The organism is Escherichia sp. WS3227_2 (genome assembly GCF_046486495.1).
Lineage (GTDB): Bacteria > Pseudomonadota > Gammaproteobacteria > Enterobacterales > Enterobacteriaceae > Escherichia > Escherichia coli.
Genome location: NZ_JBJQLG010000011.1, coordinates 59,582 through 83,143 on the forward strand (window position 1 = coordinate 59,582; position 23,562 = coordinate 83,143).

At 47.3% G+C, this 23,562-nt stretch carries 17 protein-coding genes, 1 tRNA gene and 2 pseudogenes; 7 read left to right on the top strand and 13 right to left on the bottom strand.

Annotated elements, in window-relative coordinates; all coding sequences use genetic code 11:
* The first annotated feature begins 508 nt into the window (after positions 1-508).
* From ACJHXB_RS16390 to ghoT, 5 genes and pseudogenes are all read left to right on the top strand, one after another.
* On the top strand, positions 509-4,438 hold the full coding sequence (locus ACJHXB_RS16390; protein WP_308325512.1) for an autotransporter outer membrane beta-barrel domain-containing protein: 3,930 nt from the start codon (positions 509-511) through the stop codon (positions 4,436-4,438).
* 102 nt (positions 4,439-4,540) lie between these two features.
* Positions 4,541-4,639: pseudogene (locus tag ACJHXB_RS16395) on the top strand (hypothetical protein); the annotation flags it as partial.
* Positions 4,640-4,650: 11 nt separating this feature from the next.
* Complete coding sequence (locus ACJHXB_RS16400; RefSeq protein WP_000405647.1) at positions 4,651-4,923, top strand: GNAT family N-acetyltransferase; 273 nt, start codon at positions 4,651-4,653, stop codon at positions 4,921-4,923.
* Positions 4,924-5,151: 228 nt separating this feature from the next.
* Entirely contained in the window at positions 5,152-5,448 is a 297-nt protein-coding gene (ghoS, locus tag ACJHXB_RS16405) for a type V toxin-antitoxin system endoribonuclease antitoxin GhoS (protein WP_001560287.1), read from the top strand.
* A 27-nt stretch (positions 5,449-5,475) separates the two neighbouring features.
* Positions 5,476-5,649: a type V toxin-antitoxin system toxin GhoT gene (gene ghoT, locus ACJHXB_RS16410; RefSeq protein WP_001173343.1), complete on the top strand. Its 174-nt coding sequence runs from the start codon at positions 5,476-5,478 to the stop codon at positions 5,647-5,649.
* A gap of 118 nt (positions 5,650-5,767) precedes the next feature.
* Here ghoT and lysS read toward each other — a convergent pair whose 3' ends face one another.
* The 12 genes and pseudogenes from lysS to aspA form a co-directional block, all read right to left on the bottom strand.
* The gene (gene lysS, locus ACJHXB_RS16415; protein ID WP_025210125.1) at positions 5,768-7,285 is read right to left on the bottom strand and encodes a lysine--tRNA ligase; all 1,518 of its coding nucleotides are present in this window, start codon (positions 7,283-7,285) and stop codon (positions 5,768-5,770) included.
* A 236-nt stretch (positions 7,286-7,521) separates the two neighbouring features.
* The gene (dtpC, locus tag ACJHXB_RS16420; RefSeq protein ID WP_001550473.1) at positions 7,522-8,979 is read right to left on the bottom strand and encodes a dipeptide/tripeptide permease DtpC; all 1,458 of its coding nucleotides are present in this window, start codon (positions 8,977-8,979) and stop codon (positions 7,522-7,524) included.
* Positions 8,980-9,037: 58 nt separating this feature from the next.
* Positions 9,038-11,185 (bottom strand): lysine decarboxylase CadA, encoded by a 2,148-nt coding sequence (gene cadA, locus ACJHXB_RS16425; protein ID WP_001295383.1) that lies wholly within the window; start codon positions 11,183-11,185, stop codon positions 9,038-9,040.
* A gap of 79 nt (positions 11,186-11,264) precedes the next feature.
* Positions 11,265-12,599 carry a cadaverine/lysine antiporter gene (gene cadB, locus ACJHXB_RS16430; RefSeq protein WP_000092909.1) on the bottom strand — a complete coding sequence of 445 codons (1,335 nt, stop codon included), beginning with the start codon at positions 12,597-12,599 and terminating at the stop codon, positions 11,265-11,267.
* 365 nt (positions 12,600-12,964) lie between these two features.
* Positions 12,965-14,503 carry a lysine decarboxylation/transport transcriptional activator CadC gene (cadC, locus tag ACJHXB_RS16435; RefSeq protein WP_001187195.1) on the bottom strand — a complete coding sequence of 513 codons (1,539 nt, stop codon included), beginning with the start codon at positions 14,501-14,503 and terminating at the stop codon, positions 12,965-12,967.
* A 259-nt stretch (positions 14,504-14,762) separates the two neighbouring features.
* A pseudogene (locus tag ACJHXB_RS16440) lies at positions 14,763-14,922 on the bottom strand (integrase); the annotation flags it as partial.
* 197 nt (positions 14,923-15,119) lie between these two features.
* Positions 15,120-15,195 (bottom strand) — tRNA-Phe (locus ACJHXB_RS16445).
* Between the two features lie 106 nt (positions 15,196-15,301).
* Positions 15,302-15,877: a transcriptional regulator gene (locus tag ACJHXB_RS16450; RefSeq protein WP_001188520.1), complete on the bottom strand. Its 576-nt coding sequence runs from the start codon at positions 15,875-15,877 to the stop codon at positions 15,302-15,304.
* Between the two features lie 36 nt (positions 15,878-15,913).
* On the bottom strand, positions 15,914-17,611 hold the full coding sequence (gene dsbD, locus ACJHXB_RS16455; RefSeq protein ID WP_000068919.1) for a protein-disulfide reductase DsbD: 1,698 nt from the start codon (positions 17,609-17,611) through the stop codon (positions 15,914-15,916).
* Positions 17,587-17,925 (bottom strand): divalent cation tolerance protein CutA, encoded by a 339-nt coding sequence (gene cutA / locus ACJHXB_RS16460; protein ID WP_000883400.1) that lies wholly within the window; start codon positions 17,923-17,925, stop codon positions 17,587-17,589. The genes dsbD and cutA overlap by 25 nt, the downstream gene beginning before the upstream one ends.
* Positions 17,926-18,039: 114 nt before the next feature.
* Positions 18,040-19,341, bottom strand: coding sequence for an anaerobic C4-dicarboxylate transporter DcuA (gene dcuA / locus ACJHXB_RS16465; RefSeq protein ID WP_000961959.1), 1,302 nt, complete (start codon positions 19,339-19,341; stop codon positions 18,040-18,042).
* A 117-nt stretch (positions 19,342-19,458) separates the two neighbouring features.
* Positions 19,459-20,895 carry an aspartate ammonia-lyase gene (gene aspA / locus ACJHXB_RS16470; RefSeq protein ID WP_000069437.1) on the bottom strand — a complete coding sequence of 479 codons (1,437 nt, stop codon included), beginning with the start codon at positions 20,893-20,895 and terminating at the stop codon, positions 19,459-19,461.
* Positions 20,896-21,231: 336 nt separating this feature from the next.
* On the opposite strand from aspA, the gene ACJHXB_RS16475 reads away from it, so the two are divergent.
* The gene (locus ACJHXB_RS16475) at positions 21,232-21,708 is read left to right on the top strand and encodes an FxsA family protein (protein ID WP_001267445.1); all 477 of its coding nucleotides are present in this window, start codon (positions 21,232-21,234) and stop codon (positions 21,706-21,708) included.
* A gap of 15 nt (positions 21,709-21,723) precedes the next feature.
* Here the strand turns inward: ACJHXB_RS16475 and yjeH are convergent, their stop codons facing one another.
* A complete protein-coding gene (yjeH, locus tag ACJHXB_RS16480; RefSeq protein ID WP_410233515.1) occupies positions 21,724-22,980 on the bottom strand; it encodes an L-methionine/branched-chain amino acid transporter in 1,257 nt (418 codons plus the stop codon).
* A gap of 275 nt (positions 22,981-23,255) precedes the next feature.
* Between yjeH and ACJHXB_RS16485 the strand changes: the two genes are divergently transcribed.
* Entirely contained in the window at positions 23,256-23,549 is a 294-nt protein-coding gene (locus ACJHXB_RS16485; protein ID WP_001026276.1) for a co-chaperone GroES, read from the top strand.
* The last annotated feature ends 13 nt before the right edge of the window (positions 23,550-23,562 follow it).

A 23,562-nucleotide genomic window follows, 5' to 3' on the forward strand; every position in this document is an offset into this window, starting at 1 on the left:
AGAGAATTACTCAAATAATAACGAATTATTTACCCATGTGCTCAATTAATCTTCGAATATAAAAACATCTACATGTTAAAAGCATTATTGTTTTCCAAAAAAATAAAAGAATACGATACAATAATGTTAACGCGCGGAATAAATGAAGAATTCCGCCGTACAATGATATAAAATATAAAACAATAAATGCAAAAACACTTAAACGACATATGATTTTGTTTATCTATTGATTTTATTTTTGTAGCTTTATCCTTCATTATGCAATGTGGGTATGGAGTCATTATTATATTCCAAATACTCTTGGACGGCGCAATGCAATTTAATTATTGCAATGTAAATATGCTTATTACACTACTATGAAATCTGTATTGTAAATGTATTTTTTACAGGCGCGGGCTTAATTTTATTTTTCAACTGCAATTAATAAAGGAAACTGGAAGTTTATTTGTTAATAAAGACATAGTTCTATTGGTTTGTATTATGTTATAAACGTTATGGAGTCTTACCCGTGAACAGAATATATTCACTTAAGTATTGTCACCTTACTCAAGGGCTTATAGCTGTATCAGAATTAGCATCTCGAGTATCCTCTAAAACCGGTCGAAAACTTCTCGCTACATTTATAGTTTCCGCCTTGTCTTATGGTGCTGCTGAACATGCCTATGCAGCGCAGATGGATACCCGAAATTTCTGGATCCGTGATTATCTTGATTTGGCACAGAATAAAGGTGTATTTCAGCCTGGAGCATACGGGGTAAAAACGCCATTAAAAAATGGTGGTGAATTTAGTTTTCCTGAAGTAACGATCCCTGATTTTTCTCCAGTATCCGCTAAAGGTGCAACAACTGCTATTGGTGATGCCTACAGTGTTACCGCAAGCCATAATGGCACTATTCACCATGCCGTTAAAACTCAGACATGGGGACAGTCAGACTATCATTATGTTGATCGGGTGACCAAAGGTGACTTTGCGGTCCAGCGTCTGGATAAGTTTGTTGTTGAAACAGCTGGTGCAACAGAGCATGCTGATTTCAACTTATCAGCAGCAGAAGCACTAGAGCGTTATGGTATTGATTTCAATGGAAAGAAACAGATCATCGGTTTTCGGGTTGGAGCCGGAGCAACCGGTGTTACATCTTATGGGGTGGGACAGGCATACAATCCATTATTACGTAGTGCCTCCATGTTTCAGTTAAACTGGAACAATATGTTAGCCACGAATAATACAGGCGGATTTTATAATGAAGTGACAGGAGGAGACAGCGGTTCCGGATTTTATCTTTATGACAATCAGAGAAAAAAATGGGTCATTCTTGGAACAACATATGGTAAAGCATTCTCCAGTAAGGATACCTGGGCCTTTTTTGCTCGATATGATCAGAACACTGTCGACACCCTGAAAAATACTTTTACTCAGGAAGTGAATCTCAATGGTGAGAAAATGACAGTTAATAATAAAAATATTACTGTTAACGGTAATACAACCGCTATTGAACTGACCAAGAATAATAAAAATAAAGATTTAAAATTTCATGGTGGCGGGAACATTGAACTCACCGATAACCTGAATTCAGGATCTGGAGGATTGATTTTTGATGAGGGACAATATTATTCAATCACCGGGAAAGATAAAACATATAAAGGTGCGGGTATTGATATCGGAAAAGATACGGTTGTCGACTGGTCGGTAAAAGGGGAGGCAAACGATAACCTGCACAAAACAGGACCCGGTACACTGAACGTTAATGTGGCCCAGGGGAATAAACTGAAAATGGGTGACGGTACTGTTGTTCTTAATGCAGCAAAGGCCTTTAATGCTATCTATGTTGCCAGTGGTCGCGGAACGGTCAAACTAGGGCAGGCCGATGCGCTGGATAAAAATAGTGATTACAGAGGTATTTATTTTACCAGTCGTGGGGGGACTCTGGATTTAAACGGGTTCAGCCAGTCGTTTAAGAAGATTGCGGCAACTGATGTTGGTACCATTATCACCAATACTTCTGATAAAACAGCGACCCTTTCTCTACAAAACCTCTCCCGTTATGTCTATCACGGCAATATCACGGGAAATACGAATATCGAACACTCTGGGACACAGAAAAGTGCTGACAGTAGCCTGATTATTGATGGAAACATTGATACGCACAATGATATCTCCATACAGAATTCCCAGCTTCGGTTACAGGGTCATGCCACAACACATGCAATATTCCGCGAGGGGCCTCGGCACTGCTATGTCCCCGGAGTTCTTTGTGACAAAGATTATGTTGCTGATTTTGCCAAACTGGAAAGTGAGGCAAATAAGAAAAATAACAGTGCCTATAAAACAAATAACCAGGTGGCTTCTTTTGATCAACCTGACTGGGAAACCCGGCATTTCCGATTTAAGACTCTGAATCTGGAAAACTCAGAATTCACAACTGCACGTAACTCAGTTGCTGAGGGTGATATTGTCGCATCGAATTCAACGCTGAAACTGGGGGGCGACGTTCCGGTGTTCATTGATATGTATGATGGCATCAATATCACCGGTAATGGTTTTGGCTTCCGCCAGGACGTTCGTGAAGGACGCTCAGCAGATGATGGCAGTAGCAGCTATACGGGCAAAATTACACTGCAAAAAGGCTCCACGCTGGACATCAACAACCGGTTCATTGGCGGTATTGAAGCCCATGACAGTAAGGTAAACGTCACCTCACCGGATGCCCTGCTGCAGAACAGTGGTGTTTTCGTGAATTCCACCCTTTCTGTCCGTGACGGCGGTCATCTGACGGCACAAAAAGGGCTCTACAGTGACGGCCGGGTTCAGATTGGAAAGAACGGTACGCTTTCCCTGAGCGGCACGCCGGAAAATGGCGCTGATAAAACCTGGATGCCCGTACTGACATATATGACAGAAGGCTATGATTTAACCGGTGATAACGCCATGCTGAACATCAGCCAGCAGGCGCATGTTTCCGGGGATGTTCATGCAACCAGTTCATCCAGCATTCGTATTGGCTCCGAAAACCCTGGCTCAGTTTCCTCTTCTGTCTCCCCTGTTCTGGCTGCCGGGTTGTTCAGCGGATATAACGCGGCGTACTACGGTGCCATCACCGGCGGTAAGGGGAACGTCAGTATGAATAATGGCCTGTGGCAGCTGACCGGAGATTCCGACATCAACAGTCTGACGACCCGTAACAGCCGGGTACAGTCTGAAGAAAACGGAGCCTTCCGTACCCTGACGGTTAAGACACTTGATGCCTCGGGCAGTGATTTTGTCCTGCGCACTGACCTGAAGGGCGCTGATAAAATCAGTATTACGGAGAAAGCCAGCGGTTCAGACAACACCCTGAATGTCAGCTTTATGAAGAACCCGTCTCCGGGACAGTCCCTGAATATTCCATTGGTCAGTGCACCGGCCGGAACATCAGGGGATATCTTTAAGGCGGGCACCCGGGTGACAGGCTTCAGTCGTGTGACGCCGACGCTGCGTGTTGACACCACTGGCGGCAGTACGAAGTGGATTCTGGATGGTTTCAGGACGGAAGGCGATAAAGCGGCTGCAGCGAAGGCGAACAGTTTCATGAATGCCGGCTACAAAAACTTTATGACGGAAGTTAACAACCTGAACAAACGTATGGGTGAGCTGCGTGACACGAACGGTGATGCCGGTGCCTGGGCCCGTATCATGAACGGTGCCGGTTCAGCCGATGGCGGATACAGTGATAACTACACCCACGTTCAGGTCGGTTTTGACAAAAAACATGCGCTGGACGGTGTTGACCTGTTCACCGGTGTCACGATGACCTATACCGACAGCAGTGCAGACAGTGATGCGTTCAGCGGGAAGACAAAATCCGTGGGGGGAGGTCTGTATGCTTCAGCACTGTTTAACTCCGGTGCCTATATCGATTTGATTGGTAAATATATTCACCATGACAATGACTACACAGGCAACTTTGCCGGTCTGGGTACGAAGCACTACGGAACCCACTCCTGGTATGCTGGAGCGGAAACGGGTTACCGTTATCACCTGACGGAAGACACATTTATTGAGCCTCAGGCCGAACTGGTTTACGGCGCAGTGTCCGGGAAAACATTCAACTGGAAAGACGGTGAGATGGATCTAAGTATGAAGAACAAGGATTTCAGCCCGTTGATTGGCAGAACAGGGATTGAGCTGGGCAAAACCTTCAGGGGTAAGGACTGGAGTGTGACAGCCCGTGCCGGAACCAGCTGGCAGTTTGACCTGCTGAATAATGGCGAGACAGTTCTTCGTGATGCATCCGGAGAGAAACGGATCAAAGGGGAGAAAGACAGCAGGATGTTGTTCAATGTTGGCATGAACGCACAGATAAAGGACAACATGCGCTTTGGTCTGGAGTTTGAGAAATCCGCCTTTGGTAAATACAACGTGGATAACGCAATAAACGCGAATTTCCGGTATATGTTCTGACAAGGAGAGGCCCCTGAAGAGGGGCCTGTGTGATGTTACTCCCGGGTTAATGCAGCTAGTAAAGGTATGGCTCTGACTACCCTGGAAAGTTGTGCCCATCGCATCACTACAAATTCTGGCAATAGTGTACGTGGTAACGGCAAGTTATTTAACCTCAAACGTACGTGCCCGAGCGGCGCGCTGAAATACCGTCATAAATAAGCGAGGGTAAAATGGAAATACGCGAAGGCCACAATAAATTTTACATTAATGACGAACAGGGCAAGCAAATCGCTGAAATTGTCTTTGTGCCGACCGGAGAGAATTTAGCGATTATCGAACATACCGATGTCGATGAAAGCCTGAAAGGGCAAGGGATCGGTAAACAGCTGGTTGCGAAAGTCGTGGAAAAAATGCGTCGGGAAAAACGAAAAATTATCCCACTATGCCCATTTGCGAAACACGAATTTGATAAAACACGGGAGTATGATGATATTCGCAGTTGATGGGAGAGTACAGAGTCACGATATTTTTCATGCTCTCCGCGGTGTGATGCAGGAGAGTATCTGAAGGGTAGGGGGATGCACAAAGAATGGGCAGAGAGCGCGTTTTTTTGTCCCAAATCATCCCCTTTACTGAGCAAAAAAAAAAGAATATCTCCTATATGAGAATCATCGATCGGGGTTAATAAGTTTTGCGTCCCCAGAGCGTTTAAAATTGATAGGAGTCATATTATGGAAGGTAAAAACAAGTTCAATACTTATGTTGTTTCTTTTGATTATCCATCATCTTATTCCTCAGTGTTCTTAAGGTTAAGATCATTGATGCATGATATGAATTTCTCCTCTATCGTGGCTGATGAATATGGGATACCACGACAATTGAATGAAAATTCCTTCGCAATAACGACATCATTAGCCGCAAGTGAAATCGAAGATTTAATCAGGCTTAAATGCTTAGACTTACCGGATATTGACTTTGACCTCAACATTATGACCGTTGATGACTATTTCCGTCAGTTTTACAAGTAGCCAGGAAGGATAAGAAGAACATAAAAAATGGCACTATTCTCTAAAATATTAATTTTTTATGTGATTGGTGTGAACATATCCTTTGTCATTATCTGGTTTATCTCACATGAGAAAACACATATTCGTTTACTTAGTGCATTCCTGGTAGGAATAACCTGGCCAATGAGTTTACCAGTGGCATTACTTTTTTCTCTCTTTTAGGAGCTGTAGTTGAGTGGACCCGCTGGTTATCGTGAAACGAAGCGTCTCTCCTCAAAACTGGATTTGCGGAACGATGAACGAAGCAGTCGCCTGACTGCTCCGTTCATTAAAGTGAAAATTATTTCTGTGGGCGCATCGCCGGGAAGAGAATAACGTCGCGAATAGTATGGCTGTTAGTAAACAGCATAATCATTCGGTCGATACCAATACCCAGACCAGCGGTTGGCGGCAGACCATATTCCAGCGCAGTCACGTAATCTTCGTCATAGAACATGGCTTCGTCGTCACCTGCAGCTTTAGCGTTAACCTGTTCCTGGAAACGTTCAGCCTGATCTTCTGCGTCGTTTAATTCGCTAAAACCATTACCGATTTCACGACCACCGATGAAGAATTCAAAACGGTCGGTGATTTCCGGGTTAACATCATTACGGCGCGCCAGCGGGGACACTTCTGCCGGATATTCCGTAATAAAGGTTGGCTGAATCAGATGTGCTTCTGCCACTTCATCAAAGATCTCCGTCACAATACGTCCCAGCCCCCAGCTTTTCTCTACCGTAATTCCGATAGATTCAGCTAATGCTTTAGCGGCATCAAAATTATCCAGGTCGGCCATATCGGTTTCTGGACGATATTTTTTGATTGCTTCGCGCATGGTGAGTTTTTCAAACGGTTTGCCGAAATCAAACACATGCTCGCCATAAGTGACTTTAGTGGTACCCAGAACTTCTTGTGCCAGGGTGCGGAACAGGGACTCCGTCAGTTCAATCAAATCGTGGTAATCCGCATACGCCATGTAGAGTTCCATCATTGTGAACTCAGGATTATGGCGAACAGAAATACCTTCATTACGGAAGTTACGGTTGATTTCGAATACCCGTTCAAAACCGCCTACAACCAGACGTTTCAGATACAGCTCCGGCGCGATACGCAGATACATATCTAAATCCAGAGCGTTATGATGGGTAATAAACGGGCGAGCAGATGCCCCACCTGGAATTACCTGCATCATCGGGGTTTCTACTTCCATAAAGCCGCGCGCGACCATGAACTGACGGATAGCGGCCAGAATTTTTGAACGGACAACAAACGTTTGACGGGATTTATCGTTAGCGATGAGGTCCAGATAACGTTGACGATAACGGACTTCCTGATCCTGCAGACCATGGAATTTATCTGGTAAAGGACGTAGTGCTTTAGTCAGCAGGCGCAGCTCAGTACAGTGAATGGAAAGCTCACCGGTTTGCGTCTTAAACAGCGTACCGCGGGCACCGATAATGTCACCCAGATCCCATTTTTTAAACTGATCGTTATAAACAGCTTCTGGCAGGCTATCTCTTGCAACGTACAGTTGAATACGGCCACCGACATCCTGCAACGTTACAAAGGAGGCTTTCCCCATGATACGACGGGTCATCATTCGGCCAGCAACCGAGACTTCAATGTTTAAGGATTCCAGTTCCTGGTTATCCTTCGCATCAAACTCTTCGTGCAACTGGTCAGAGGTATGGTCGCGGCGAAAATCATTAGGAAACGCCACACCTTGCTGACGCAGTGCCGCCAGTTTTTCGCGGCGATTTCTCAGTTCATCGTTAAAATCAATAGCCTCATTGGCTCCCCGTGTTTCTCGTTCAGACATTTTGGTTCCTCTAAATCCAGCTTTCAATTTAGCGTAGATAAAGAGACAGATCGGTACACTGTATTATCTGCCTCGACTATTAATAACTCAGTTTATCTTATCGAAACTAACGCTTACCTCAAGTTGATATCACTAATAAATAACCATCAAAATGGTTTAAATGACTTATTAATCTCGATTTACTAGTGTGATAAACTGAAAGTTAATTTATTCATAACTAATTGTTTTTGCGACAGTTAATCGTTGCTCTCCTGTATCATATTCGTCGGCGTGCTAAACAGAAAACGGGCAGCAAAGGCCAATACGACGATGATCGCGACACAAGCCAACGTCCACTCTCCCATCTGAGAAAAGAATCGCTGGTAAGCGGCAATTGCCATACCGCTAATTTGCGACTCTGTCGTCTGCTGTGCCACGACGCCTGCCAGCCAGTTGGCGACTGCGCCTGTTGCCAGCATATAAATACCGGTTAATACGCCAGACATTTTCAGACGCGTGATTTGCGCAATCGCCACCGGGTCAATAAAGAGTTCGGCAAAGCCCATTAGCGCCAGCCCGGATATCATCACGCCCATTGACGCTTGACCGTCAGCCGCTGCATGTCGGGCATCAAATGCCAGCAACATAAAGCCACAAGCCATCAGCAATAAGCCAAAGGCAAACTTCAGCCAGACGCGCAATGTCGAGTTGCCGTGGCTTTCTGGCGACGCCAGCCAGGCCAGAACAACCCCAGCGAGCATCACCGCAATGGCATTCACCGACTGGAATAGTGCTGTAGGTACTTCAATATTGAATGCCTGACGATTCACAAAGCGATCGATAAACAGGCTGATGGTACTGCCGCCCTGTTGTGCCAGTACCCAGAACAACGTCCCGACAAACATCAACAATACAATTTGCCAAAGAGCACGGCGGTGTTCGGGGAATTTGATCATCATGCGGGCAATGATTTGTGCGGCAATGAGGCAAACGATCGCCAGCAAATATCCCGACCAGTCGTTCTCCAGCAGCAGAGTAAAAAATACTGGGGCTAAACAGAGCATCACCACTAACCAGCTCCATACTGGTAAGGCAAATTTGACGCTAGTGAGCGCTTTCTTATCCATACTACGCGTGGACTGGAAATGACGATGACCGCTTAAGAAAATCAACAAACCGATAAACATGCCGCCACCCGCAAGGGCAAAGCCAACATGCCATCCATACCACTGAGCAGCCAGGCCGCAGGCGATGGGGGCTGCGATAGAACCGATATTGCCCGCAGCATACAGCAGCGAAAAACCGCCATCACGTCGATGATCGTTCTCGTCGTAGAGCTCGCCAAGCAAACAGCTGATGTTTGATTTGAATAAACCGTAGCCACAAATAATGATTGCCAGCGCCAGATACAGGCTAAAAGTTGAATTTGTATCAATGCCCAGCACCACATGGCCAAGGGTCATTAACAGCGCGCCGGCAATCACTGCAGTGCGGTTGCCGAGCAGGCGGTCGGCAAGCCAGCCGCCGAGAATAGGGGTAACGTAAACCAGAGATGCATATGCGCTGAACAGGCTGATGGCATGGTTATCATCAAAACCAAGCTGATGGGTGAGATAGAGAATGAGTAAGGCACGCATGCCGTAAAAACTGAAGTACTCCCAGATTTGGATCGCCACGATATAGTATATCGCGCGCGGCTGTGAGGGTGTTTTCATGTGTTCTCCTTATGAGCAAAAAAGGGAAGTGGCAAGCCACTTCCCTTGTACGAGCTAATTATTTTTTGCTTTCTTCTTTCAATACCTTAACGGTATAGCGGCCATCAGCCTGACGGTATGCACCGTGAATATCGGTTTCAAAGCCCGGATAGTGAGCGCCGATTTCACACAGCATCTGCAGGAACTCCAGAACCGGACGGCTTTCTTCGGTGATCATTTCACCCGGCATTACCAGAGGAACTCCTGGCGGATACGGAAGGATCATATTGGCGTTAATACGACCTACCATTTCGTCGAGGTAAACTTCTTCGGTCATACCGTGCAGCTCTTTCTGGAACGCAGCATACGGAGTCATTACCATGGTCGGCAGAACTTCAAATGCGCGATACATCAGATCCGGCAGATTGTGGTGAACAATCAGTTTGTGGATATTCTGAGCCAGTTCCTGAATACGCATGTTTTCATAGAATTCAGGATCTTCACGATACAGAGACGGCAGCATGTTTTTCACACGCAGGTTCAGATCGAACGCACGTTTGAAGTCTGTCAGAGCACGCAGCAGGCTCAGTGCTTTGGTCTTATCGATACCGATGCTGAACAGGAACAGCAGGTTATACGGACCGGTTTTCTCAACAACGATGCCATGTTCGTCGAGGTATTTCGCCACGATGCTGGCCGGAATACCAAAGTCGCTCATGGTGCCGTCTTTTTCCATCCCCGGAGTCAGCAGGGTGACTTTGATCGGGTCAAGATACATGTGCTCGTTATCGATGTTTTTGAAGCCGTGCCAGGTGCTGTCAGAACGCAGCGGCCAGCATTCAGTCGTATCGATATGATCCGGCTGCCATACATCAAAGAACCAGCCATCAGATTCCGTTCTCAGACGTTTGATCTCTTTACGGAATTTGATCGCACGTTCAATGGAACCGTTGATCAGACGCTTACCTGCATTGCCTTTCATCATCGCCGCAGCGGTTTCAGTGGACGCCACGATACCGTAGTGCGGAGAAGTGGTGGTGTGCATCATGTAGGCTTCGTTAAAGGTTTCTTCGTTTACGTCACCTTTAACGTGGATCATGGAAGCCTGAGAGAACGCCGCCAGCAGTTTGTGAGTAGACTGGGTTTCGTAAATCACTTTCCCTTCTACACGGCCACCGCTCATACCGCATTTACCTTCGTAAATCGGTGAGAAGTTGGTGTAAGGCACCCACGCGGAGTCAAAGTGGATGGATTTCACATCCAGTGTTTTCTTGATGAAGTCGGTGTTGTACAGCAGACCATCATAGGTAGAGTTGGTAATTACGGCATGTACCGGCCAGGTCGCGTTTGGTGTTTCTTTCACGCGCTTAGCAATGGTAGCGTGCTGGAATTCACTCTGTGGGATACCACCAAGAATACCGTAAGCGTTACGGGTCGGGCGGAAATAGATTGGCGTAACATCGCTCATCATCATCAGGTGGGTCAGCGATTTGTGGCAGTTACGGTCAATCAGAATGGTGCTGCCTGCCGGAGCAGAGTACATACCAACAATTTTGTTCGCAGTGGAAGTACCGTTGGTCACCATGTAGCTGCGGTCTGCGTTAAAGACGCGAGCGATATACTGTTCTGCTTCTTTGTGTGGACCACTGTGATCCAGCAGAGAACCCAGTTCAGATACTGAAATGGAAATATCAGATTTCATGGTGTTCGGACCAAAGAAATCATAGAACAGGCTACCTACCGGGCTTTTCTGGAATGCAGTACCGCCCATGTGACCAGGAGTACAGAAAGTATATTTACCTTCACGAACATATTTAAACAGTGCTTTGGTCAGCGGAGGCAGAATAGTGTTGATATATTCGTCAGTGGTCTGCTTGATCTTGTTAGCAATATCTTCAGCAGCACCCAGCGCATATTCAAAGAAGCTAATCTGTAAACGCAGGTCATTCAGGCTTACATCGAGAGTGGAATACGTATTAGCGAACGCGTACAACGGCAGGTTCTCGTTCATTTTGCTAATTTCTTCGCACAGCTCGAGATTATATTTATCCCAGTCAAAAATAACGCCGCACAGACGCGCATTGTTTTCGATCAGTTTTAATAAGTCGTCACGGTCGTTCGGGTAAACAATCTGGAAGTTCAGACGTTCAAGCGCGCGATGAAGTTCACGGATGGGTTCTTCTTTAAAATAAACCCCCATGTGATTCAATATTGCAATAACGTTCATAGTCATATCTCCAGGTAAAAAAGGCCCCTCCCAACACATGGGACAAAATGAAAGGAGGAGCCTCGGAAAATACTTTTAATTAATGTGCGTTAGACGCTGTGTGGTTATCCATTGAGTGGCTCTGGCGCTCGTGCATTTTGCGAGCGTAGAACATCAGGATAATCAGGCTGACGATGAAGGTACCTGCCAGCTCGAAGGAGCTTGCGCCCATCAGCGCGATGAAGCAGAACACGCAACCCAGTACAGAGCAGATCAGGCTGACAAAGTTGCGGATGTTAACGCCTTCAAAACGAATCAGGTCAACGCAAGAGTAGAAGTACGGCAGCATAGTCAGCAGTACTGCGATACCGGTCAGTTCACCGAACAGGTCAGATGCTTTACCACCGGCAGAGTTCATCAGAGTGATGAGGATCATCAGGGCAGTCATTTTCACTGCAGCCAGCAGCAGACCTTTTTTTGGAATACCGTTGCTGTCGACTTCACCATAAACTTTCGGGAAGTTACCGTCGTTAGCGGCACGTACACCTGCCTGGCCTACCAACATCATCCAGGAGCCCAGAGAAGTCAGGCACGCAAAGGCGGTGAATGCAGAAACCAGCGGCGCAGCCCAGTTACCGAGGATAGTTGAAGCACTGATTGCAAACGGAGCACCGGAAGCCGCCATTACAGAAGACGGATACATACCGGAAAGCACCTGAGTCGCAGCGATATAAACAATACCTGCTAAACCAGTACCCAGCATGGTTGCCAGCGGAACGGTACGTTTCGGGTTTTTAACCATACCAGTACTTACAGCTGCGGATTCAACACCCACGAAGGCCCACAGGCAGAGCAGAATACTTTTAATGATCGCATGACCATCAGTGGTATCCGCAGTATTCCAGTTAGCTGCATAAGTTGCCGCATCAAACCAATGCCAGCCAACAATAGCAGTCATCACCACAGGAATAAGAACCAGCACCAGACCAATAGTGGTTAAACGGCTTACCCAGGTACCGCCGAGCATATTTACAAAGGTAAATACCCAGACGATAGCAATACAGGCGATACCCGCCGGAACAGGATCATTTAATACTGGGAAGAAGGTGGAAAGATAAGATACAGCGGTAATACCAATCGCCAGGTTACCAATCCAGTTAGCATGGTAATAAAGAACACCTGTCTGAAAACCAAATGCAGGAGAAATTTCTCCGGCATAAGCAATTGGGCCACCTTGTTGCGGGTTTTTTGTTGCCAGTCGGGCATATACATACGCCAGCGACATTGCACCAATAATAGAGATAATCCAACCCCAGATAGCAATACCACCGATACTTGCTAGGTTCGCAGGTAATAATGCAATACCGCTCCCCATCATATTACCGGCAACAACACCGGTACAGGCAAATAGCCCGATCTTCTTGGCAGAACTCATGCTCTTCTCCTAATTTCATTTTTGAATTTGGAGTCCGGGTCATGATGTATAACTATTTCCTGACCAGACCAAACTGGCGCTAAGAATACTCACGAAAAAAGGATTAATCCTAAAGATTAGGTGAAATAACACAAAAGTTTCTGTAAGTGAGAACTTGAGGTTTTTTATTAACACATCAGGATCGCAAGTTGATATCATGAAAAGATAAACATTCAATGTTTACAATGGATTGCGGGACATTTTCTGGTTAAATTTATGTAATAAAAATTATGCGGCAAATAAATTGCCGCAACATATTATACCAACAGGAACATACAAAAACTCAACAACAAATATTGCCGAGCATAAATCAACCCGGGAGTTACTTATTCTGAAGCGAGAAATTTGTCGAGATAAGGTACAACATAAGGAACAGAAGTCTGGAATATACCATTTTCAATCCAGTAAAGGGTGTTTGCCCCTGGGCGTAAATTAAAGGCGGTGAGATATGCATCAGCTGCTTCCCGGTTCATCCCCTTCATTTCATAAACCTTGCCAAGCAACACATAATTTAGCCAGGACATTTCAAGATCAATGCCAGTATTTATCGCCTGGTAAGACTCATCTGTTTTACCTTTTACCAGAGCACTGACCGCTTTTATTTGATATATAATGGACAGGTTATTCAATTCCGGCAGTGTAACAATGTTATCTATTTCTGTATTCAGTGCTGCTAATTGTTTTTCATCTAAAGGATGTTGAGAATGGCGCACGATATCAACTAATGCTTTTTCTGCTCTCGCGTAGGTAAATTCTGGGGATGATTGAACAATCTCACCTAATAATTCACTGGCACGGTTCAATGATTTATCATCGCCATGCAGTAAATAATCATGTGCCTGATAAAAATTAGTTAATAACGCACCACGATGAGGCAAAATTTGCTGGAGCATCTCCTGCATTCGTTGTGGCCACGGTTGGTTTAACGCTTTTGATAAACTCTCCAGTAAATCATTTTGAATCGCCAGCTGATTACCGTTAGTGATGACATAACGTTTATCCAGCATGGTTGAACCATCTGCATTGTCTACCAATTTTACCGACATAAAGCATTGTTGAGCACGGTATTGGCGCTGATTAACAAACGCAATAGATAATGTTTTACCGGAACTGCTCGGTTCATCAATGTTGTAGTTGATTTTGTCATGCACCATAAAGGTGGAGAAGGTGTTAAGTGATGTCGCCACCAAATCACCCACGCCTATCGCGTAAGAGAGCTGATACGGGGAACTCCAGCTGTTACAACTTTTATTTACCATATTAATGTCAATATCGCGTGGATTGAGCAAAATACGCGATTTGCTCATAGGAAGACGTGTATCAAGACTTGAAAACGCTACCAGTGCTACACAGATACCTAACGACAACAGGAAAAAAAACCATACCCAAAAGGTAGTGAATCGTTTGCTTTTAACAGGGGATTGTTCAGGTGGTGTTGCGGTGTTTTGAATGTTAAGACTGTGGGAGGGAGAAGCTGTGTCAGGAACCGCCTCTGGTATAGGGGGAGGCGAAGATAGCATTATTTCCTCTCCCTCTTCTTCGCTGTACCAGATAACCGGCACCATTAATTTATAGCCGCGCTTTGGTACAGTAGCGATATAGACAGGACTATCTTCATCATTATCTTTTAATGACTTACGTAGTTCTGAGATACTCTGCGTCACAACGTGATTGGTGACAATACTTCTCTTCCAGACATTATCGATAAGTTCATCCCTGCTAAGTACTTCGCCACTGTGTTGAGCAAAGAAAACCAGAAGATCGATTAATCTCGGCTCAAGGGTAAGTTGACGCCCATTGCGGCTAATTTGGTTTATGGACGGAGTAACAAGCCATTCGCCAACGCGAACTACAGGTTGTTGCATAATAGAAACTCATTCGAAAAGGGAATGATGCAATGATAATTGCCACAACCTATTTTTACCATCTATAGATGGGTTTATTTACATATTATTGGTGAATGCAAGACGTTATTTTTACCAGCCATAAACTTCTTGATCACATAGTATTACGAAAGGATTTTACTGAGAACCAGAAGTAATATTCCTTACCATCAAAATTCATCATCTTTGCCAAAGAAAAATGTTCAGAAAATAATCCATGGAAAATTGCCCGGAGCGCTTACTATTTTAATGGATTGTTAGTCTTTGCATGAGCAAGCGGACTGATACATTTCTCTTTGTTCTCATTCAGAAAATCTTATCAGTCGGCGTTCTGCCCGATGTTGTGCTTTATGGATGCGTTACGCTCCTGATGACGTCATTTGACGTTCAACAGCATCACGGGGCCGCACGACATTTCACGTCAGTCAGTGCTATAGCTCAGGAACACATTTCCCCGAATTGGGATATGCCCGCAAATTGCTGGTGATGTGGGGAGAATCTGGTTGAGTTCGGTAGAAATGATTTTTAGGCAGAACGCTTAAATTGTGGCGTCCTGAAACGAAAAACGGACCTCCGTGGAGGTCCGTTTATATGAATTTGGTGCCCGGACTCGGAATCGAACCAAGGACACGGGGATTTTCAATCCCCTGCTCTACCGACTGAGCTATCCGGGCAACGGGGCGCATTAAACCGTAATCTGCACATCTCGTCAACCTAATTTCAGTAAAAGCGATTCAACTGCTTAATATTGCGGCAAATCGCTTCTTTTCTGTGTTTCTGTCAGGTCAAAGCACCACCCTGGCGGCAGCGGGCGAAGCGCAGGATATCTTCCGCCAGCCGATGTGCGGTGTCGACATCCGCCTGGCTGCGATTCACCAGCATTCGGCTTAAACAGCCTTCCAGCACCAGTTCCATCTGCTTTGCTACCATCGCCGGATCGTCAACTTCCAGTGTGGTTAACAGTTCGTGGGTGAAATCGTAGGCCGCGCTTTTTTGCTGATCGGCCAGTTGATGAATAGGGTGGCCAGGATCGGGATAAAACGTACAGGCAGCGATAAATAGACAGCCCGGATAGCGGTTGTTTTTAACGCACTCCGATAACGCCTGATAACGTGCCAGCAACTTTTGTTCGGCGGTTTGCGTTTCGTCCAGCATCAGCTGACGACGCCAGACATCTATCTGTTGGCTAAGATAACGCAGCGCATCGTAGAGGATTGCCTCTTTGTCTGGCCAGAAGCGGCGTAGCTCGTCCAGTGGATAATCCACACGTTCAGCAACCATCTCCAGCGTGGTGTTGGCAATCCCTTGTAATTCTAATAATTTCAGGGCTTCTCCCAGTACATCTTCACGTTGCACGCTATTTTCCTCCGTCTTTCCCACTGCAAGTGTCGTTCACGGTTGGCGATCGCGCAAATGTGCGCTGAAGGTTTCAGCATCCATAAAGCCCGTGACGCGTGCTTGTGGATGCTCTTGGCCTTGTCCGTCAAAAAAGAGAATTGTCGGTAGGCCAAGGACATTAAGATGCTTTAACAGCGCCACATCTTGGGCGTCGTTGGCAGTGACGTTAGCCTGAAGTAAGACCGTGTCTGCTAACGCTTTTTGCACCTGCGGGTCGCTGAAGGTGTATTTCTCAAACTCTTTACAGGCGACGCACCAGTCGGCATAGAGATCTAACATCACTGGTTTGCCTTTGGCTTCAACGAGCGCCTGATTTAACTCATCTACCGTTTTGATTTGTGTAAAGTTGAGATGCGTCTGAGTTTGCGCGGTATGCGTCGCACCAAATGCCCAATCCTGAAGTGGGCGCACGCTAACCAATGCCGCTGCCAGCAGGATTATTTGCACCACGCGCATCCAGCCGCGTTTGGCCTGTAGGCTGGTGATAAAGGCCCAGCCAAAGAATGCGACACCAAGCGCCGACCACAAGCGTAATCCCCATATATCACCAATCACTCGCTCCAGCAGGAAGACCGGCAGTGCGAGGATCACAAAACCAAACGCGGTTTTGACTTGTTCCATCCACGGGCCGCTTTTCGGCAGCAGGCGGTTACCAAAGACGGTTATTAGCATCAGCGGCAGGCCCATGCCCAACGCATAGAGATAAAGCGTGCCGCCGCCCAGCCACATGTTCCCGCTTTGGGCGATATACAGCAGAATCGCGCTAAGCGGTGCGGTGGTGCATGGTGAACAGATCAGTCCGGCAATCGCCCCCATAACAAACACACCGCCAGGTGAGCCGCCCTGTTGGCGATTGCTCATCAGCGTGAGACGTGTTTGCAGCGAAGAGGGGAGTTGCAGAGTAAACAAGCCAAACATTGACATCGCCAGCAAGGTAAAGACGATAGCGAGGCCAATGAGCACGTATGGGTGCTGTAGCGCCGCCTGGAACTGTAACCCTGCGGCGGCAACCACCAGACCCAGTGCCGTGTAAGTCAGCGCCATCCCCTGCACATAAATAAAGGTCAGCAACAATGCTCTGGCAGTGGAGAGCCGCTGTTTACCGCCCAGCACGATACCAGAAATCAGTGGGTACATTGGCAGCACGCATGGCGTAAAGGCGATACCAATACCGATCAACAACGCCCAGAGCGCGGAAAAGGGCAATTGCGCGGTGGGCTGCTCTTGCTGCGGAACAGACACAGGCTGTGACGCTGCGTTGTTGGCGACCACTTCGCTTAACGGAACGGTTTTGGTTTCTGGCGGATAACAGAAACCGGCATCAGCACAGCCCTGGTAGGTGATAGTTAACGTCGCTCCCGCACTCGCCTGGTTGATGGTGACGGGAAGCGTCAGCCGATCGCGGTAAATCTCGCTTTTGCCGTAAAACTCATCTTCATGCCAGACGCCTTGCGGCAGCTGTACGTCGGCAATTTTCGCGTGTTCCGGCGTAATGCGGATCTGTTTACGGTAGAGGTAGTAACCGTCTTTGATCTGCCAGGTCAGATTAAGGTCATGTTGGTTTTGCTGAAAATCAAAAGCAAAGGCTTGATCTGCGGGGACAAATTGTGAACGTCCCGGCGCGTCGAATAATCCGGCAAAAACGGAAGTGCTGCAAAGTAGCAGGATCAGCGTAAAGATGCGTTGAGCCATGAGAGGTAATCTGTGTCTCCGTGTGTAACAGGTAAAACCAGAAGTTCCGGGGTTTGATATGGATGATGAGACTTCAGGCATTCCAGCAGTGCCTGCTGGTGAGATACGGTAGTTTTTAAAATCATCTGCACTTCGTATTCTTGCTCCAGCTTACCTTCCCAGTAATAGAGAGAGGTAGCGCCGGGGATCAAGGTCGCGCAGGCCGCCAGTTTTTCCGCCAGCACTTTGGCGGCTAAATCCTGGGCTGTCGCTTCATCCGGTGCCGTACATAGCACCACGACAGACGCGGTATTCGAACTTTTTTCATCAAGCATAAACACCTCGCAAGAACAGATGGAACCGCAAGAGAGAGGTCACTATACAACGGACGGGGGAAGGATGTTAGTCGGCGGGAAAGAAAGCGGGGCCTGAAGCCCCGCGATTGGTCATTACAGCATGAAGCTACCCAGCACGAAGCCGAAGCAAACGGCCAGGGCAACACCCAGAGTACCCGGGATGAAGAACGGATGGTTGAAGACGAATTTACCGATACGGGTAGTACCCGTGTCATCCATCTGTACCGCAGCAACCAGCGTCGGGTAGGTCGGCAGAATGAACAGACCAGACACCGCAGCGAAAGAAGCAACAGCGGTCAGAGGAGAAACGTTCAGTGCCAGAGCCATCGGCATCAGTGCTTTTGCGGTTGCAGCCTGAGAGTACAGCAGAGCAGAAGCAAAGAAGAAGATGACGGCCAGCAGCCACGGATGACCCTGAATCACTTCACCAGCGGTATCTTTGATCCAGTCGATGTTGTTGGAAACGAAAGTATCGCCCAGCCACGCAACACCCAGGATACAAATACAGGCGCTCATACCTGCTTTGAAGGTGCTGGAGTTGAGGATGTTGTCGGTATCGACTTTACAGATAACGGTGGTCAGAGTTGCAACGCTGAGCATGATGATCAGGATTGCGTTGGTGGTGTTCATCAGCGGTTTTTCAACCAGACCCATGCTTGGGCTGTTGATGATTGCATAGATAACCACGCCAACTACGCCCAGCAGGAATAGCCAGACGGACGTTTTTGCACCGGATTTGATTTCAATCTGCTTTTCACCGCGCAGTTCAACCAGGCCTTCTTCCAGACGCTTGCGATAAATCGGATCGTCAGAGAGTTTGGAGTTGAACAGCATAGTGACCAGGAAGGACATCACCAGAACCGCCAGCAGGGTGGACGGGATGACCACGGAGAGCAGATGGAGGTAGCTGATGCCATGACCTTCCATTACGGAAGACATGTAAACCACTGCTGCTGAGATTGGCGATGCGGTGATCGCAATCTGCGCGGATACCACTGCAGTAGACAGCGGACGGCAAGGTTTAACGCCTTGTTCCTTCGCAACTTCAGCGATAACTGGCAGTGTCGCCAGAGAGATGTTGCCAGTACCAGCAAAGATTGTCAGGAAATAGGTCACGATCGGCGCGAGGATCGTGATGTATTTCGGGTTACGGCGCAGCAGCTTTTCTGTCTGATGAACCAGATAGTCCAGACCGCCAGCAACCTGCATGGCAGAAATAGCGGCGATAACCGCCATGATAATGGAAATGACATCGAACGGGATGTTACCGGGTTTAACGCCAATAGCGGCAAGAACCAGCACCCCCAATCCGCCTGCAAAACCAATACCTATTCCCCCCAATCTGGCGCCCAAGAAGATCGCCAGCAAAACTATGATGAGTTCTACAACTAGCATATTAGCCTTCCTTGTTTTTTAACAAGTTGATATTAGATTGTTATTTTTAAGTTACTGCTCACAAGAAAAAAGGCACGTCATCTGACGTGCCTTCTCTATTTGTACTACCCTGTACGATTACTGTTCGCTTTCATCAGTATAGCGTTTTGCTTTGTAAGCCGGGTGCATCAGATTCTGTACGGAGAAAATATCGTCAAGTTCCGCTTCAGTCAACAGACCGCGTTCCAGAACGACTTCACGTACACTCTTACCGGTTTCGGCACAGATTTTACCCACGATGTCACCGTTGTGGTGACCGATGAACGGGTTCAGGTAAGTAACGATACCGATAGAGTTGTAAACGTAACCTTCGCACACTTCTTTGTTAGCAGTGATGCCGTTAATGCATTTTTCCAGCAGGTTGTAGCAAGCGTTGGTCAGAATGTGAACGGATTCGAACATAGCCTGGCCAATGACCGGCTCCATAACGTTCAACTGCAGCTGACCTGCTTCTGCTGCCATGGTAACAGTGGTGTCGTTACCGATGACTTTGAAGCATACCTGGTTAACCACTTCCGGAACAACCGGGTTTACTTTAGCTGGCATGATGGAAGAGCCCGCCTGCAGTTCCGGCAGGTTGATCTCGTTCAGGCCGGCACGTGGGCCAGAAGAGAGCAAGCGCAGGTCGTTACAGATTTTGGACATCTTCACAGCCAGGCGTTTCAGCGCGCCGTGAACCATAACATAAGCGCCGCAGTCAGAGGTCGCTTCGATCAGGTCTTCAGCCGGTACGCATGGGAAGCCAGTGACTTCAGCCAGTTTTTTCACTGCCAGCGGAGAGTACTCTTTCGGCGTGTTCAGACCAGTACCGATTGCTGTTGCGCCAAGGTTAACTTCCAGCAGCAGCTCAGCGGTACGTTGGATATTTTTCACTTCTTCTTTCAGCAGGATGCTGAAAGCGCGGAATTCCTGACCGAGGGTCATCGGTACTGCGTCCTGCAGCTGGGTACGACCCATTTTCAGGATGTCCTGGAATTCGACAGCTTTACGTTCAAAGCCTTCACGCAGTTGGTTAATCGCATCTACCAGCTTAATCAGGGAAGAGTAAACTGCGATACGGAAACCGGTCGGGTAGGCGTCGTTAGTGGACTGACATTTGTTAACATGGTCGTTCGGGTTCAGGTACTGATATTCACCTTTCTGGTGACCCATCAGTTCCAGACCGATATTGGCCAGCACTTCGTTGGTGTTCATGTTTACGGAAGTACCTGCGCCGCCCTGGTAGACGTCTACCGGGAACTGATCCATGCATTTTCCGTTGTTCAGGACTTCATCACATGCGGCAATGATGGCATTCGCTACACTTTTAGGAATGGTTTGCAGCTCTTTGTTTGCCATAGCTGCGGCTTTTTTAACCATTACCATACCGCGAACAAATTCAGGAATATCACTGATTTTGTTGTTGCTGATATAGAAGTTTTCAATCGCTCTCAGAGTGTGAACACCATAGTAGGCATCAGCTGGAACTTCCCTGGTACCCAACAGATCTTCTTCGATACGAATGTTGTTTGACATGTGAACCTTCTTTTTCAAGCTGCCAATGATTTGCTTTAAACACACAGAATATATGTGGTTTCGAATGTTTTTCGACCGACGATTATCCCCTGCATCGACCGAATACCCGAGATCATATGCTGCTTGAGGATTTCTACCGTAATCTGGATCACTTTAAGTGTCGGTTTTTACCCCTTAATTATTAATTTGTGAAATAGATCACCGCTTTGGGATTACTACCAAAAATAGTTGCGCAAACATCTTGAAATTTTGCTAATGACCACAATATAAGCTGAACGCGATTCGCAACCCATTCAGGTAGCCGGGGTTAACCGGCTGCTATTACAGGAGAAACCTTTGCGCTGGTTACCTTTTATTGCCATTTTCCTTTATGTCTATATTGAGATTTCAATCTTTATTCAGGTTGCCCATGTATTGGGGGTATTGCTGACCCTCGTGCTGGTTATATTCACGTCAGTTATCGGTATGTCACTGGTACGCAACCAGGGCTTTAAGAATTTCGTGCTGATGCAGCAAAAAATGGCGGCGGGTGAAAACCCAGCGGCGGAGATGATTAAAAGTGTTTCGCTGATCATTGCCGGTTTGCTGCTTTTATTACCTGGCTTTTTCACCGACTTCCTCGGTCTTCTGCTTTTATTGCCGCCGGTGCAAAAGCATCTGACAGTGAAGTTGATGCCGCATTTGCGCTTTTCTCGCATGCCAGGCGGCGGTTTTAGCGCCGGGACTGGTGGCGGTAATACTTTTGATGGTGAGTACCAGCGAAAGGATGATGACCGCGACCGCCTTGATCATAAAGACGATCGCCAGGATTAATGCCGAAACGCCGGATTATGTGGTTATGCCATTTTCCGGCGTTTTTCGTTTAGGCAGAAACAGCCATAACCCCGCCAGCATGATCAGCGCATAGAGACTTTTCCAGCCGACCATTGCCAGTAACAGAACGCATAACAGCCCGCCAACCACCGCCAGTAGTCGATAACGTCCTTGCAATAATTTACAGCCTGCCAGCATGCATAACAGATAAATCATAATAAAGATGCCATTGGCATAGATGATAAGTGCGTCCAGATTGATCTCTAAAGCATGAATCACCAACGTGCTCACCACGCAGCAGCCGAGCACCGCATTGAGGGCATTATTCGGGATATGACGAGAAGAGAGGCGTGCCAGGTAGTGGTCAGGATTATGTTGCGCCTGCGACCAGACCAGACGGGCGAAGCTCTGTATATAAATGTTGAGACTGGCAAAGCAGGCCAGATAGCCAATCACGCAGGCAATCCATAACGCTCCTACACCGAACAACTGCACTACAATTTTTGGAAGCGATGCTGCCGCCGCCATTTTTTCACCATAGGCGTCGAAGTGTAAGACGACTACCGTACAGCCCCAGTAGACTAATCCTGCCAGCAGCAGACCAATCATCAAAGCACGAGGAAAATCACGCTCTGGATTTTTAAATTCCGAGGCAAGATGGGCAAATGCCTCCAGACCGACAAAGCACCAGAACATCACTGATAACGCAGCAAATAACCCGGTAAGTTCGATATTACCAGGTGCAGGGAAGGGGATATTCGCAGGTTTGATATCGCCCGCCCACCAGATAGCGACAATCAGCGCGACGATAAGTCCGGCAATAACGGTTTGTAGATTAGCACTGGAACTAGCACCGCGAGTACCGATATACCACACCAGCGCCAGCGTACCGAGTTCTGCCAACAACAGTTGCCAGCTATGCCAGCCAAACATTGCCTGGCCGAACCCGGCGGCAATTTGTAGCGCGGCAGGCAAACCCACGGGAATGACCGATAAAAACAACCAGCCGGTGACTCGCTCAAGCCGCGAACCAAACGCCATACCGATGAAGTGCGCGACACCGCCTGCGCTGGGATAGTGGCGACCCAGAATCGCAAACACAATCGCAATCGGGAACACTAAGATAATCAAAACAGGCCACGCCCACAGGCTGTTATTGCCCGCTACCAGTGCAGCTAACGCAGGAACGGCAAACACGCCAGTGCCTAATAATGACGTCGATAGCAGGCCAATGCCCTGGGCCAGCCCCAGTTCTTGTTTGAGTCCACTCATGGGTTGATGTCCGATTGCGCCCAAATTATGGGCAACTGCGTAGATTTTCGATGGTAGCACAATCAGATTCGCTTATGACGGTGATGAAGAAATTGCGATGAAATGTGAGGTGAATCAGGGTTTTCACCCGATTTTGTGCTGATCAGAATTTTTTTTCTTTTTCCCCCTTGAATGGGCGAAGCCTCATCCCCATTTCTCTGGTCACCAGCCGGGAAACCACGTAAGCTCCGGCGTCACCCATAACAGATACGGACTTTCTCAAAGGAGAGTTATCAATGAATATTCGTCCATTGCATGATCGCGTGATCGTCAAGCGTAAAGAAGTTGAAACTAAATCTGCTGGCGGCATCGTTCTGACCGGCTCTGCAGCGGCTAAATCCACCCGCGGCGAAGTGCTGGCTGTCGGCAATGGCCGTATCCTTGAAAATGGCGAAGTGAAGCCGCTGGATGTGAAAGTTGGCGACATCGTTATTTTCAACGATGGCTACGGTGTGAAATCTGAGAAGATCGACAATGAAGAAGTGTTGATCATGTCCGAAAGCGACATTCTGGCAATTGTTGAAGCGTAATCCGCGCACGACA